The following is a 15746-nucleotide window of genomic DNA, read 5'->3' as shown; positions in this document are numbered from 1 at the left end:
TTTTTTATTAGGTTATTTGAATTTAAATTAATATATATTATTTTTTCAATCTTGAACTTCTTTAGGTGTAGCCAACACAAAGTGATTATCATTGATTTTAATTCATTCAGGTTGATAATCTTCTGTGTAATTATGCATTGCAGGATTATATTCATATCCTAACAAGCTACCTTTATCAGAATCAATTGATGGAACTGACTCAAGTAATGATTTTGTATATGGATGGAGTGAGTGCTTCATAATTTCTTCAGTTGTACCAACTTCAAGTAATCTACCTTTATTCATAACAGCAATTCTATCTGAAATATATTCAACCATACGTAAGTCGTGGGCAATGAATACAATTGTAAGATTATATTTTTCTTTAAGCTCATTAAAGATGTTTACAACTTGTGCTTGGATAGAAACATCAAGCGCTGAAATTGGTTCATCAGCAATAAGTAATGTAGGTCTAAGCACAACAGCTCTAGAAATACCGATACGTTGTTGTTGTCCTCCTGAGAATTCAAGTGGATAACGTTTTAAAACTGATTCATCAAGTCCTACACTTTTAAGAATGTCTTTAACTAAAATTGTTTTGCATTCATTTTCTGTTAATTTATTTAATTCTTCACGTTTTTTCTTGTATTCAACTAACTTATCAGCAACTTCTGATAAACCTCAAGTTTGATTAATCGTTTTTTCAAAGTCCACATATAAAGCATCATATGCAATATTCTCATTAATTGAAATTTTGTGATCTAGTTCTTCTTTGAACTTTCCAAATAAAGAACGGTATTCTTTTTTATCAATCATTGAGTATAAATGTTTAACAACCTCTTGGTCGTAGTTAAATAAGTAAATTTCTTTAGAGTTCTTTGTATTTGTTAAACCTTCAGAAACAACTGTTTCAATATTAACATGTGGATTAAGTGAGTTAGCTGGATCTTGAAAAATCATTTGTACTTTATTAATCATAAAGTTAACGATTTGTTTATATTCTTTAAGTGATTTACCGAATTTAAATCCTCTAACCATTTTCTTAGGTAATAATTTATCAAGGATTTTGATTTGTCCAAAGCTGTGTGGTGTAAGTCCGATAATTGCACGTCCAATTGTACTTTTACCTGAACCAGATTCACCAACAATACCTAAAACTTCACCTTTGTAAATGTTTAAGTTAAAGTCTACTACAGCTCTAAAGGCTTTTGAACGAGAACCATATGTAACATCCACGTTTCTTAATGTTGCTAAAACTTCTTTGCCTTGAGGAACTTTTAACATTTCATCTACACCTTTAATGTTATATCTTATGAATTCTTTTTTTCAGAAAAGGAATTTTTTTTGTGTTTCTATGTAATAGTCTTTTTTCATAACTTATTTTTTAGAACTTGCTAAAAACTCCTTTCATAATTTTGCAATGTGTGCAGGTGGTGTATATTTAGGTGCTCTTTTATCTAAAAGCGCCGATTTAACTCTATGTGTTTCTGAAACATAGTAAAAGTCAGGTTCAACTTCAAAATCTCTACCAAGTGCGTAATCATTTCTAACTGCAAAAGCATCTCCGACAATATTATTTAAGTTAGATGGAACTGAACCTCTAATTGTTGAAAGTCTTTTACCGTTATTGACGTCAGGCATACTTAAGATTAAACCTCAAGTATATGGATGTTGTGGATATTTTAAGATTTCTCTTGTAGTTCCTTCTTCAATAATTTGACCTGCATACATAATTGAAATGTAGTCAGCTATCGAGGCAACAACTCCAAGGTCGTGAGTAATAAACACGATTGATAATTTAAGTTTTTCTTGTAATTCTTTAACAACTTCAAGAACTAAAGCTTGTACTGTTGGATCAAGAGCTGTTGTAGGTTCGTCCATTACTAAAATTTTTGGTTCAAGCGCAACAATAGCAGCTATAACAACACGTTGAATCATACCTCCTGACATTTCGTGTGGGTATAATTTCATAACAGCTTCAGGGTCATTAATTTTTGTTAATTTAAGAAATTCTACAGCACGTTCGTATGCTTCTTTTTTGTTTTTAACAACTCTGTTAACAAGCATACCTTCCATAATTTGTGCTCCAACTTTCATAGTTGGGTTTAATGTAGACATAGGGTTTTGGAAGACAGCTGAAACAACTCTTCCTCTATAGTGTGAACGTTCTCAATCACGCATTGAGAACTTCTCAACGTGATTATTGTAAAGTTTAATTTCACCACTATCAATTACAGCATTATCTCCTGTAAGTCCATAAAGAAGAGATGTAATAACTGATTTACCTGAACCAGATTCACCGATAATTGCGTGAACTTTTCCTTCATAAATTTGAATAGATGGTCCACGGAGAACTTTGTTCTTTTGACCTGGTACTGATGGGTTTAAGAATGATAAATGAATATCTTTAATTTCTGCAGCAATTTTAAGTTTTGTTCCATCTGAAAATTCTTTGTATTCAACATTTTCCATAAATGTTTCTCAATCAAACATATTTTTTCTGTTTCCTAATCCAAAACCAGAAAAAGCGTTTGTGATTGCAACATTTATTTTTCTTTTAAAGTGTTCTCATTTAGACTTGAATGATTGTTTATCTGATTGTTTAGATAAGTTATTATCTTTTTTCATAAAACTCCTATCTTTGTCTTCTTAATGCATCTTGAACAGAAGCACCAATTAATTGAACACTTGTTGTAATTAAGATTAAGAATGTTGAAGGGACAAATACGTATCTTAAGTAGTCAGGGAATAATTTTTGACCTTCAGAAATTAAATTTCCTAATGTAGGAACATCATCGATAGCAAGACCGATGAATGCAAGTGATGTTTCTGATAAAACAACACCAGGAATTGTGAATACTAATTGAGTAATTAAAATAGGTAATATAACAGGTACATAGTTTTTAAGAATTTTTCAAGTTGGTGTACCTAAGATTTTTGATGCTGATACTCATTCAAAGTATTTAGCACGTTTAACTTGAGCTCTAATTTGGTTAGCCATACCTGTTCAAGATGTAAGTGAAAGTGAGAATACAACAACTCAAAAACTAGGTTTGATAATAATAGTCATTAAGATAAGGATGATAATTGTAGGAACAATTGAAATAACTTTAATGATGAAAGTCATAATTTTGTCAAAAAATTCAAATTGACCCATCATAATTCCAATTGTAAGTCCAATAGCAACCTCAATTGCTGTTACAACAAATGCAAGTGCAATTGAATACCTAAGTCCTCATCATAATCTAGCTCAAAAATCTCTTCCTAAGTGATCTGTTCCAAGAATGTGGAATATACCTTTGCTATCTACTGTATTGAAAATAAGTTTTGAATCCTCAACACTTGTAACGTTTGGATCTTGTGTTGTAAATGGAATAAAAATTGCTAATAAGATTAATGAAACTAATGTAACAAAACCAAAAACTCCAGCAAAACTTCTTGAGAATCTGTTAATAAATTCTTTGAAAACTCTTGGTTGAGCTTGCATATGCATATCAGTTTGGAAGTGTACAATTTTTCCAACAATTTTTCAAGACTGATACACAAATGGTTGTGTAATTGGGTTTGGTGCTGTTGCTAATTCTTCTTCAGACATTAAAACAGTTGCATCACGTCCTTTAATTTTACTTGCTGTCTTTTCAAAGAATTTCTTAACTGATGAATTAAATTTATGTAAATGTTCTTTAAATTTCATTAAGCACCTCTCCTTCTAATTCTTGGGTCAATTGCTTCATAAAGAATATCTCTGAATGCATATGATAGAACTGTAAGAAGTGAGAACATAACAATTAAAAATAAGATAACATTGTAGTCTTTTGAAGTAATAGCATTAAGTAACATACCTCCTGAACCAGGAATTAAGAAAATTTGTTCAATGAAGATACTTCCAATGAATGATCCAAAAATAACAGCAGGGAAGAATGTAGCAATTGGGAATAGTGCAGGTTTAAGTGCGTGTTTTCAAACGAATCTGTTTCTTGACACACCTTTTAAGTAAGCAAACTTAGCGTGAACTGAGTTAAGCTCTCTGTTAAGCTCTGTTCTGATGTATTTAATATAAACAATGATACTTCCTAATGAAAGCGCTAGACCAGGCAGTATATAGGTTGCAAAATTATACTGGTTAAATACATAAGGTATTCCGATAACACGTCCGATAAAGACAAGAAGTAAAGCGAAAATAATAGAAGGGACAGATGAGAAAATTGAAACAATAACAGTCGAAACGTTATCTACAAGTCCTCCTGGATTTTTACCAACTCAAATACCAAGTGAAATACCAATTGTAACTGTTAAGAATACTGAGAAAATTCCAACTAAGAATGATTTGTAAAATCTATCTCAAATAAATTCAGTAATAGGACGCTCAGGGAAAAGTGAATAAGAAATACCAAAGTCGCCGTGGAATAGACCATTTAAGTACTTAAAGTATCTTGTAAGTAAAGGTTGATCCAATTCATATTTTGCTTCAATAATTTTTCTTGCAGTTTCATCCTTACCTTGTGTAAGTGGGTTTTCACCTGGAACTGAATTAATTAAGAAGAATGTAATTGATATAACAATAAATCCGATAACAATAAATTCAGCAATAATTTTGAAGAATTTTCAAGATGTTTTTAAAAATGGTGAATCAATTGAAAAGAGTTTATCTTTAAGTGTTAATTCAACATTTCTTTTACTTCTGAAGATAATTTTGTTATCGTTCAGTTCATAAGTTTTATTATCTACTTGTACTTTTTTCATTAGTTTCCTTCTTTAGTTCTTGGTAATTTTGCCATTGGTGGTCTTGTCATATCGTATGCATATTGAAGTGAGAATCTGAATAAACTATCAACTCCTCCAACTTTTGTAATTTCTCAGTTTGTATCAACTTCCATAAGCGGAATTACAACTGCTGTATCTCTAATAACTTTTTCAAGTCCTGCGATAAATAAGTAAACTCTTGTTTGAGATCAGTTTTCTAAAAGTTCCTCATCTGTGAAGTTTCCTGAGAAGAATGAGTTAATTCTTGAGGTGTATTGTGAAATCGATTCATCTGGACGTTGAAGTGATAACTCAATGAATTTATTTCAGAATACTGGAATTGCATCATCTGGTTTTGCGCTTTCGCTTCTTAATAATTCTTCTTGGTTAAATTGTAATCTTTGTTGTGTTTCATTTGTTAAGTTAGCTATTTGTTCTGTTGTAAATTCGGTAGCTAAATATGTAATAAATGCATTGTTAATTCTGTTTGTTTTAATGTTTTTGTTATTAATAATCATATACCCAAGTAAGTTTTCAATATATTGCTCTGAGTATCTTGCTTTTTTAGCTTTATTTAAACTTGCAAGCGCAAGTGAAACCGGTTTTGTGTATTTTTTAACAAATGTTGCTATTTCACTGGTATTTTGTGAAGATTTTGCTGAATTATAATCTGATGCAATGTTTACATAGTCCCCTGATAATGAATTTGAATTAATAAGTGTATTAATTCAATTAATGTCAGATTGCATTAATGAAAGTTTTGAAACACTAGCATCTTGTTTTTGAAGTTGTTCAATAACTAATTCACTTATGTAATCACCATAAATGTATGAACCAACAGGATTATCTTTGAAAGCAATTGTTTTTTGGTTGATTGTATCAACTTCATCACGTTTGAAGAATACTGATACATAGTCCTGTGCTCCATTACCACCTAATCTATCGTAGTTTTGATAAATAATTTGGTATGCACCTTTTTCAATAAAGCTTGCATAGATGTTTTCAGGTAATGTTTTTGATTCAATTGAAATGTAACCATTTGACATAGTTTCAAGAGCATCTTTTAAAAATAAACCAGCGTTCTTTTGTTCTTCTGAACCATTGTTTAAAAATTCAAATTTAACTGATTGTAATTCTGGATGTTTTGCTTTGAATCTATCTAAATAGTATTTTGCTGTTTGAATATCGTAAGCTAAATCTTTACGTTCAGTTTTCTCAAATGTGAATGATTTAGCTAAGTGAACAATGAATTCATAGTTTTGTAAGTCAAATTCTTTACCATTTTTAGTTGCAGATTTTTGACCTTCAAAGAACATTTCAATGTTTTTACCATCGAATGTTTTGTATTGTCCGTAAGATGTTCAAGTGTTAACAGGGAATGAGAAATCTCATCCAACGAATTTAAGAGCTTTTTCTCTGTTAACTGCAAAATACATTGCATTTCTTAAATCTTGATCTTGTAAATATGAATTTCCATTTGTTTCGCTATCTAAGTTGAAAGCAAACGCAATTGTTCCATACCCTGTGTTTTTATTAAGATATTTTTTCATTTTAGGATCAGATCAATAAAGATTCATTTTTGAAGCAGGAATATATGTTTGTGAAATTAAACCATCTTCAAAGAATAATGAGTTTGTGTTCTTGTTAGTTGAGAACATAATTTTGATTTTGTTTGAAATTGTGTTTTCAGCATCAAAGTAATCTTTATCTTTTTCAAGAATAATATAACCGTTATCTCCTAAAAGAATACCTTCACCATTTTGGGCAATTTTAAATGGACCTGATGTTAAGAATGTTTTAGGTTCTGAACCATATTTGTCAATTCCACCAGCAACAGTTTCAACGTGTTTTCTATTGATTGGGAATAAGTTGTAAAGGATTGTGAATAATAAATATGATAAATCAGGTGTTTTAGTATCATCAAAAATCATTGTAAATGAGTTTTCGCTACCTGAAAGTGCTTTGATTGTACCTTGTAAGTTTTTGTTTGTTTTGTTAAACTCTTGATATGGGTTTACATACATATTTTTAACAATCTTAATTTGCTTTTTCTCACCATTAACTAAAACTGTAAAGTCTTGAACTTCTTTATCTAAAGCAAAAGAAGAGTTTTCAGGTAATGATAAGTGTTCTGCAATGTAATTGTTATCGTAATCTAAGAATAATTGACCTGTATAGAAACCAAATTCTAATGCAGCTTGCTTAATTGCTTCAACTTCCACAGTATCAAGTGGATTTCCATTTTCATCTTGGATTTGTGAAGCAAATACTTCTTGATCTGGATTTTGAATATATCTGTTCAATACTTCTGATCAAACATAATCTCTACGTCCAAATGGGTTTTTATATGATTCTTTGAATTTTTGTTGGTACTCTTTTTGAGCGTCAATAAATTTATCAACTGCTCTAATTCCATATTTTCTAACTGTGTCTAATTTTTGAGACCCTGTGTTAAGGTCTAAAATGTATTCTAAGTAATCTCTAATGTCATTTGAAGTTACAAAATCACCGTTAGATCACATATTTTGTTTTTTTCTAGTGTACCCTGTAATAGCCATATAGTTGTTAGGATTTCTAGGATTTCTGTAAGCATAAATAGTACTTTTTTCTTGGATATTTCCATCTGATAAGTCAGCTAATCCACCCACTGTTTGGAAGTTATCAATTCCATAGAACGAATTTGAAATTTTACCTTTACCATTATTATCTAAAAGTTGACTTCTAGATGCATTTAAGTAGTCAGTAAATTTAGCTGAATCTTTAACTGTGCTATTTTCCATAATAACAAAGTTGTATGAAGCTTTGTTAAGTAATGACTTAAGTTGAGCTGTAGGACCTGTTTTTAAATATGAGTCGACTAATGATGGAACGATTTTATCCATTGATTTATATCTAACATAGTTTAAGTTGTTAATTGGTTCAGTTGCTAATCCTAAATCATAATCAATTGATTTAGAGAACAACGCACCTGATTGACAAGATAGTAATGCAATTGACGAGATAACAGGAGCAGAAGCTGCTGTTAATGTCAATAATAATTTATTTTTTAATTTCATCTTCTTCTCCTTATTATCCTGAAATGTTAAATTGGTAATCTACGTAAATAATTGTTTTTCCTGTGTCATTGTTGTTTTCATCTTTTTCAGGCATTATCTTGATTGGCGATTGTTCATCAGCTTTACCGTTTTCAATCATTGCATCAAGGTCACCAATTGTAAATCCACCTACTGTGTCTTTGTTTTCATTAGCAAAATCAATATAGAATCTGTGTTTTGGTTTTAATAATGAGTTTCTATATTTAGACATAAGTGCATAATCAGAAATTCAAGATTGGTAACCTAATTGTTCAAGTGTAACTTTAGAATCTGCATCACCTTGTTTTTCATAATAGAAAATGTTGTTTGTTTTATCAATGTTGACAGGTAAGTAGTGCACTTCATTTGTATCAATGTCAGTGAACTTAATGTATTTAACTTGCTCTGCTAATTGATTTGGAATGTATCCATACATAGCAACTGCATCAAGTTTTTTATTTCTGAACATTCCTGAAATTGTTCTTTCTGAAACTCCATAGTTAAGAAGTTGTGAAACAAAGAATGCTTTAGGTCTTGAAGTAATTTTGTTTCCTTCAAAGTCTTTTAATCTAATGTTGTTGTCTTGGATAGCGTTTCTGTTTTCATCATAAAGTTCCATACCAATTTTTTCTTTTTCAAATCTATCTTTAAAGAATCCATTGTTATTTGAGATGAAGCTTCCAAAATAGTTTGAATTTCTTCTTCCATCTTCATTTTTTTGAAGAATTGATGTGTCATTTCAGATTCCAAAAATCGGTTCTTTAAATTCAGTTACAAGTTTTTTATTCTTTTCAATTGATTCGTTGGCTAAATCAATATTAGTTTTTGCAAGTTCTGCTTGTAAGTTATTTAATTCTTGCTCTTTAGTAGCTAATTGTGCTTTAAGGTCAGTAATTTTTTGTTTAGTTTGATTGTATTCGTCGCTGCCTTGTTGTATTGAAGCTAATTTTTGCTCTTCAGATTTAATTTGTTTTTTATGATCAACAATTGTAGCTTCAGCAGCTGGAATTAAATTTAATTTTAAGTTATCAACTTTAGATTTGAATTCAGCAATCTTAATGTTTGTTTGAATTTGGAAATCTAAAGTTTGTCCGATATATTCTTTGTATTTATGTGATTGAATAGCTGCATAAATACCTTGCACCATATCTGATTGACTATTTTTAACATCGTTTAAGTAAGCTAATTTAGTTCCATCAACAATGTAATCAAGTCCAGTAACTGATTCATTTACTCCACCTAAGAATTTTGGTAAGTTACCAAAGTTTTCAAAACTTGGTAAGTAAGTTGTTTGAACATAATCTCTTGTTAACGTTTCAGCAATTGAGTAAATATAATCTGTGAATTTATCATTTAATAATGGTTCAACTCTTGTTTCATTGTAGTTGAATACATCACTTGATGGTTTACCTGAAGAAAATCCACCATAGTAAATATCACCGATAAGAAGATTTTCTCCAATAACACCAAAGTTTCTAATGAATGTAATGTTTCCTAATAAAAGGATTAAGTCTTGAGTATCAAAATATTGTTTGTAATCACTTACACCATATTTTGAAAGAAGTTCATTAAGGAATTCTTGTAATTTAGTTGCATCAAATTGTAATTTTGATTCTGGGTTAATTAATGAAGCGTCTTCAACATAGTTTTCTCTAAATTCAGGACTTTCAATTCTAATTCCATATTCTTTTGAGAAGAATGCTTGGTTAGCAACTAAATCAGTAGCAACATTAAAGTCTTTAACTGCAAGAAGTAAGTTTGAGTTTTTAAACGCTTTCATTGCATAGTTAGCTAAAAGTTGTTGCGATGCACCAATTTCAACTTTTTTATCTGTTGAAACTGTGAAGTCATCTGCTAATACAACTGATTTAATTTTGCTTAAATCAAATTTTGATTTTACATAATTTAAATCTCAATTGAATGATTTAGAAGCAGCATCAAATGAAGCTTTTGAGTAGTCAATTGATAATAATTCCATCATTTTATCAAGCGAAGCAAACGCAAGTGATTTTGTAGTTTTGTTTGTATCTAATCTTGTTGCATTAACTTTGTAGTTAGCAACAAAAGCTTCAATTAAGTTTGAATCAGCTTTTTTATAAGCTGATGAGAATGGATTAAGTCCGACATATTTCACAGTTTTATCAAAAGCATCTGGACCACTTGCAAGTAACTCACGTAAGTTTTCTAAAGTTAACATATTTTGGTCTTTGTCTAAGTAAGTAAACAAGTCTGATGAGTTGTTACCTAATCTAGCAATTCCAAGAGCATATGAAAATGCAATAGAAAAGTTATTTTGTCATCTTCCATCAACTGATTCAAGACCCAATTCAGTAGCGTACTCATTCATTGTTTGACTAAGTCTGTCTTTTGAGTATGTGTATGTGCTTAAGAATGCTGAGCTTGAAACATATGGGAATGTATATTTAGTTGAATTTTGTAAATCATTGTAGTTTGGAAATGTTAAAACAGAATTAATGTTTGCTCTATTTTGCATTCTGTATTTTGTATCTACATAACCATAGAATGTGTTAACAATATCTCTAAGTGAACCTTGTAAACTTGAACGAAGTGATAAGTATTGTAATGCTTTTCTGTGTTGTTCAGGTGCATTTTTACCAGGTTGAGCAAAGTTTGCTAAAACAGAGTTGTATTGTGGATCGTATTCAATTTGGTTTCCTCTGTTTTTAAATAATTTAAAGTAGTCATTTAAATCAACTGCATTAAATAAGTTTTTAAGGTAAATTGCAAGTGAACCACCTAATCTTGTCGCATTAGTGTTTCATCCTGAATCAAATAAGTCAGCTTTGATAACTTCTTGAAGTGATTGAACAATTAATTTTTCTTGTGAACGAATGTAGTTTCAGCTTTCTGTATCAAGTTCAACATTTAAAGGAACAACAATGGCTGGTGAACCATCTGGTTTTTTGAAATTAACTTTTGTAATAACTGTTTTGTCATTTACAGTTTCAGTTTCATAAACTCTAACTTTAAATTCATCATCATTGATGAAGTTAATAAATTGCGCAATAGGTTGTCCAGAACCATCTGTTAATTGTTCAATAACGTTTTTAGCAGTTACTTGTGCAAATTTAATTACACCATTTTTGAATTTTTTGAATACTTTAGATTTTCCAGAAATTGCTGGGTTAAGTGTTCCTGATTGTTCATCAAATGAGTTTGCAATAAATAAGTCTCCTGGAGCAACTTTTCTAAGTTTAGCCGCTTTAATCATTCCTTCATAATCTTGTAAGAAGCGTCTTTGTGGGTTAGCTAAAACTGTGTAAATATCTTGTCCAGCTACACCTACAGCACCTCATATTTGATTTTTAGTCTCAACTTCTTGAGAAACAACGTTTCCTTTTTCGTCAAGGATACCAAACTGGAATTTAATGAATTTACCATTTTCAGTTGGAGCGCCTAAACTGTTTGTTCTAATAACTGTAAGGTTTGTTCTAGCTTCTAAATAGTTTTTAAGAGATTTGTATGAGTAAAATGAAGACTCGCTAGCTCCACCACGAGTTGAAAGACCACCAACTAAAATAGGGTTTTTAGAATCGATTCAAGATTGACCTTGATCAAGTGTGTAGTGATGTCCATATTCGTGAGTTGCAACATATTTTAAGAAGTCTGTTGAAATACCTTCAAAGTCTTCAATAAGAGTTCCTAAAACAAGTGGAAGTCCAATTCTATCTGATTCTGAAACACCTTTGTATTCACCTTGAACAATTTTGTATTCATATACTCCTTTATCATTTACAGATTTTTCTAAATGTGGTCCGTTTAATGATTTAAGTAAGTGTGGGTATTTTGCTAGAACTTTTTCAACAAGTCCATTATAAACTTCTGTATAAACTTGATATTTTCTTGAATCAAGTCCCCTTAATGTTTGTCCATTAACATCTTTTTCTTCACTTGTGTAACCTAAAATAAGAGGAGTAATTGAACCTAAATACCCAATAGCTTCTTTAAATTGAGCAAATCCAACTGGTGAATAATTATTTGAAGCACTTGCTACAAATTGTTCACGTAAGATAAATCTGTTTGAATCTTCAAGTTTAACTGAAAGCATATGTGTTGAATCAGAGTTTTGAATTGTAAACTCTTTAATTTCACATTCTTTAACTAATGCTTTTTGTTCTTCATAAGTTTTGTCTTTTAAAGCAGGAACTTCATTGATTGCTTTAACAAATGAATCAAAGTAGTAAGTTTTATCTCCTTCTTTATAAACAAAAAGTTTTGTTCCAACATATGAATTAATGTCATAAAAATCTAAAAAGTGAATAATATCTTCATTTATAGCTTTTGTAAAGTTTCTGTATGTAATTGCTGAAGCTTCAGAAATTCTTGTAAAGTCTAAACTTGTTCTAACATTAAAGTCACCTCTAGCAGCAATAACTTGATCAAGTTTTGCTTTATCAGTTTCTGAAAGTGACTCTCTATCAAAGTTTTTAACCTCGTCTGCATCAGCTTTATTTTTGTAATCAAAGAAGACTTCAAAAGTTGTTTTCTTTCTTTCTTCGTTATAGTTACTGTTAACATCTTTAATAATAACTGGTTTGAAGTCACTTAATGAAAGTGTACCGAAGTTAGGTTTGAGTTTCTCTGCAACTTTTGCAAATTCTTCAGAACTAATGTTACTTGGCAAGTAAACTGTTTGAATTTTTTCAACATCAAGTTGTGGTACTGAACCTGGAATGTAAACTAAGAATTCTTTGTTAATTAATTTTCTTGGAATAGTAATTTCTCTAAATGCTGTATTGTTAGGTAGCATTGAAGAGTTTTTAATTGCAGTTGCTAAAGGAATGTTCTTCAAGAACATATCAACATCAGTTTTAGGAACTTCATAATTGAATGTTGAATAAGTTAACGCATCTTGTGCATTTCCTCTACCACCAACCGTTGAGTAGTAAGGCAATGAACCAAAGAATGCATCAGGAAAGAATTTAATTTCGCTATATTCTTTGTGCAATGTTGAGTGAGATCCTAAAGTAATAGCATTACCATTTTGCTCAACTCCTGGAACAATTCTAAATGAGTCTAAAGTTAAGAGGTCAGGGCCTCAAGATACGTTTGACATAAATCAATTTGAAAATTCAATAAATTGTTTTGGCCTAACAGCTAAAACGTACTCATTGTAAAAACTGAATGAGCCGTATTTAACTTCTAATATGAATGATTCATTGTATCTTTTGTAATATTCCTTGAAAAAATTGTCAAATGAATATTTTTCTGTTTCACCAACAAAGTTGTATTCATTGTAAGCTTCATTGTTTGAAACTACATTAGCAACAATTTTTGATTTAAGTGGATCTAAAACAGAAACTTCAGGTTTAATTTGTTCATTTTCATCATAGAATTTTTTAAAGTTGTTTACAAATAATTTTTGATCAACTGGATTTGTTGGTCCGTTCTTTTCGTCAGAATTATTTGCATATCCGTAAATTGAACCAACAGCAATACCGGACGCCCCTGCTAATATACCTAATGCTAATAAAACTTTGTATTTTAAAGCTAAATTTTTCATATAGTACTCCTTTATTGAATTTCAAATTTTGATTAAAAATCCTTATTTATATATAAATATATAAATAAATTAAATTTTACATTAAATGTCGATTTTTCAAAAGCTTATTATGTTCTTTTTCAGTTCTTTTTTGATCATTTTTACTAATAAAGTGAGGAGAAAAATGAAGAAAATAAAAATATTTAAAAATAAATGACTAACAATTTTGGGATCACTAATGGTCGCAGGTTCAATCAGTGTAGGAACTTGATTAATTGTAAGAAATATTCAATCTGCACCAGTATCTAGCGAACTAATCGAAAAGAAAGAAAATAAAAGCAAAATCAATGTACCCATTGTGCAACCTGCACCTATTTTTAATACTCCTGTAGGTGTAAATGAATCAAGAGTATTGTCAAACACTGTAAATTATGAAGATACAATTTTTACCAAATTTAATGCACTAACAGAACTAAATCAATCAAACTTTAGTTCATTTACTAATGCTAATTCAAATACTTGAATAAATTATGTAGCAAGCATTTTAAGTGCTCAAGCAAAAATGCATTTATTAGATTTCCCCGACCTTAAATGACATAATTCAACCTTATTGCATGGTAGAAATGTTTACAAAGACTTTTTTATTCAAGAACCTCAAAATATGAATAAATTTTTGGAAAACATAAAACAATATAGAGAATTTGTTGTAGAAAATATGAAATCATCAATTAAGTGGCTTAAAGAATTTAAAAATTTATGAATTAATTTTGAATTTCACAATTTAAACACAACAGAACAAGAAGTGTTGAATAAAATAAATAATATTGTTGAAAGTCATATTTTAGAATGTGAAAAAATCACAAACTTCCTCGAAAATCACATATTAACAAAAGCAAATGTAGAAGAGTTTGTTCCATTAATTGAGGATTTATGTTTTAAAAATGATCAGTTATGAAATAACTATCACGCTGAATTACAAGGTATTAAAAGTAAATATCAATATTTAGATAAGTTAGATAATGAATTAATTAGTTTGAATTTATCAAGTATAAAATTGATGAGTCTGAATTGACAAATTCAACCAAATTTAATTCAAACTAACAACTATTTAAGTGCTCATTTCAAAACAGATACAGAATTACTTTCGAGACTAAAACACCTAGCAAATAGTGAAATTAGGAATAAATTTATTGAATATTTAACTCAGAAATACAACAAATTTATAACACTTTTCAACTATATGAAGGGTTATATTAATGAAACTAATTCAGATGAGCTCAAAGATATATTAGATGAAACTATCACAAAATATGATCAAATTATTGACGAAGATCCTATTGAACTAATTTATAAGAGAATAACATTTATAATCGATAGTTTACAAATTATCTACAATAAAGTTCTTAAAATGCAAACTGTAAATATAACCGTTCTCAATAGAGCAACAGGTTCATATCAATCTTACAAAGACTTTTATAACAATAATTTCGACAGATTAGAACCATTATTAATTGAAAAAGCAAAATTAGAACTTCAGGATTTCTTTTTAGGTGAACAACTTTGAATGATCACTGAAAAAACCAAAGAAGCATATATCGCTCATAATGAATTCATTAATTCAAGTTACTTTAATACTAACAAAGAAGAGAAAATTAAATTTTGATTTACTCAATTACAAACATCAAAAGAAACTTTAGAAAGTCTAAAGCAAAATTCAGATTTTAGATTGAACACTGTTAAAAACGAAATATTAACTATAAACAGTTCTGAACCAAATTATGATTTTGCAAAAATCGAAAGCAATAATAGTCAAATTACATCAGATCAAGAAATGTTATTTAAAGCATTTTCAAGCATTAATAATTTTGTAATTAACACTTTCTGAGAAAATAAATTAACTCTTGCTGACTATAATGAAAGTTGAATCACTGATGAAATCAGACAGCAAGTTAATGATTTTAAAGAAGAATATAAAGCTAATTTAAAATCGAACTTACAATTCAATTTTCAAATTAATGTTTCAAAATTCACTAAAGTAAATGAATATCTAACAAATATACTTACAAATCTAAAAAATGATTCAAATAGAAAACAAAATATCAAAACATTCTTAACAACTAAGATAAGGGAAATCAATAAATTAGTTGATGATAATTTTAAATGTGTAGAGAAAGCTAAGAGAGATATTAAAGAAGTTGAAAAAGATCCTGAGAAACTTAGACAATACAAAGAAGATGGTAGATATGAATTAGATTTAATGACTACTGATTACCATGGTGCTGAATATAAAAGATACCTAAGTTACAAAAACGCCTTGGACATATCTATAAAAAGATATATCACTGATCCTGCGAACATTGAAAAGTTATTAGAAAAGCAAATTTCTGATAATCAAAAATTAACTGAGGATTTAAACCTTATTAAGTTCAAATTTAGTAATTAAAAAA

The 15746-nt window shown here is 29.4% G+C and carries 7 protein-coding genes; 1 reads left to right on the top strand and 6 read right to left on the bottom strand.

All coding sequences use genetic code 4. The annotated features are described in order from the left end of the window. Nucleotides 1-27 precede the first annotated feature (27 nt). The 6 genes from U5U50_RS01235 to U5U50_RS01210 are packed head-to-tail and all read right to left on the bottom strand — an operon-like array spanning nt 28 to nt 13320. A complete protein-coding gene (locus tag U5U50_RS01235) occupies nt 28-1353 on the bottom strand; it encodes an ABC transporter ATP-binding protein (RefSeq protein ID WP_324673158.1) in 1326 nt (441 codons plus the stop codon). Between the two features lie 3 nt (nt 1354-1356). Further along, nucleotides 1357-2607, bottom strand: a complete 1251-nt coding sequence (locus tag U5U50_RS01230) for an ABC transporter ATP-binding protein (RefSeq protein WP_324673156.1) — start codon at nt 2605-2607, stop codon at nt 1357-1359. Nucleotides 2608-2614: 7 nt separating this feature from the next. Continuing rightward, a complete protein-coding gene (locus U5U50_RS01225; RefSeq protein ID WP_324673154.1) occupies nt 2615-3673 on the bottom strand; it encodes an ABC transporter permease in 1059 nt (352 codons plus the stop codon). Continuing rightward, entirely contained in the window at nt 3673-4722 is a 1050-nt protein-coding gene (locus U5U50_RS01220; RefSeq protein WP_324673152.1) for an ABC transporter permease, read from the bottom strand. The genes U5U50_RS01225 and U5U50_RS01220 overlap by 1 nt, the downstream gene beginning before the upstream one ends. Next, a complete protein-coding gene (locus U5U50_RS01215; RefSeq protein WP_324673151.1) occupies nt 4722-7778 on the bottom strand; it encodes a hypothetical protein in 3057 nt (1018 codons plus the stop codon). Before U5U50_RS01215 ends, U5U50_RS01220 begins: the two co-directional genes overlap by 1 nt. Before the next feature lie 13 nt (nt 7779-7791). Further along, a complete protein-coding gene (locus U5U50_RS01210; RefSeq protein ID WP_324673149.1) occupies nt 7792-13320 on the bottom strand; it encodes a PDxFFG protein in 5529 nt (1842 codons plus the stop codon). A 163-nt stretch (nt 13321-13483) separates the two neighbouring features. Here U5U50_RS01210 and U5U50_RS01205 point away from each other — a divergent pair, with 163 nt between their 5' ends. Continuing rightward, entirely contained in the window at nt 13484-15742 is a 2259-nt protein-coding gene (locus U5U50_RS01205; RefSeq protein WP_324673147.1) for a hypothetical protein, read from the top strand. The last annotated feature ends 4 nt before the right edge of the window (nt 15743-15746 follow it).

It is taken from the genome of Mycoplasma sp. 888, assembly GCF_035609225.1.
Taxonomy (GTDB): Bacteria; Bacillota_I; Bacilli_A; order Mycoplasmatales; family Metamycoplasmataceae; genus Mycoplasmopsis.
This window is presented reverse-complemented; position numbering and strand designations above follow the sequence as displayed.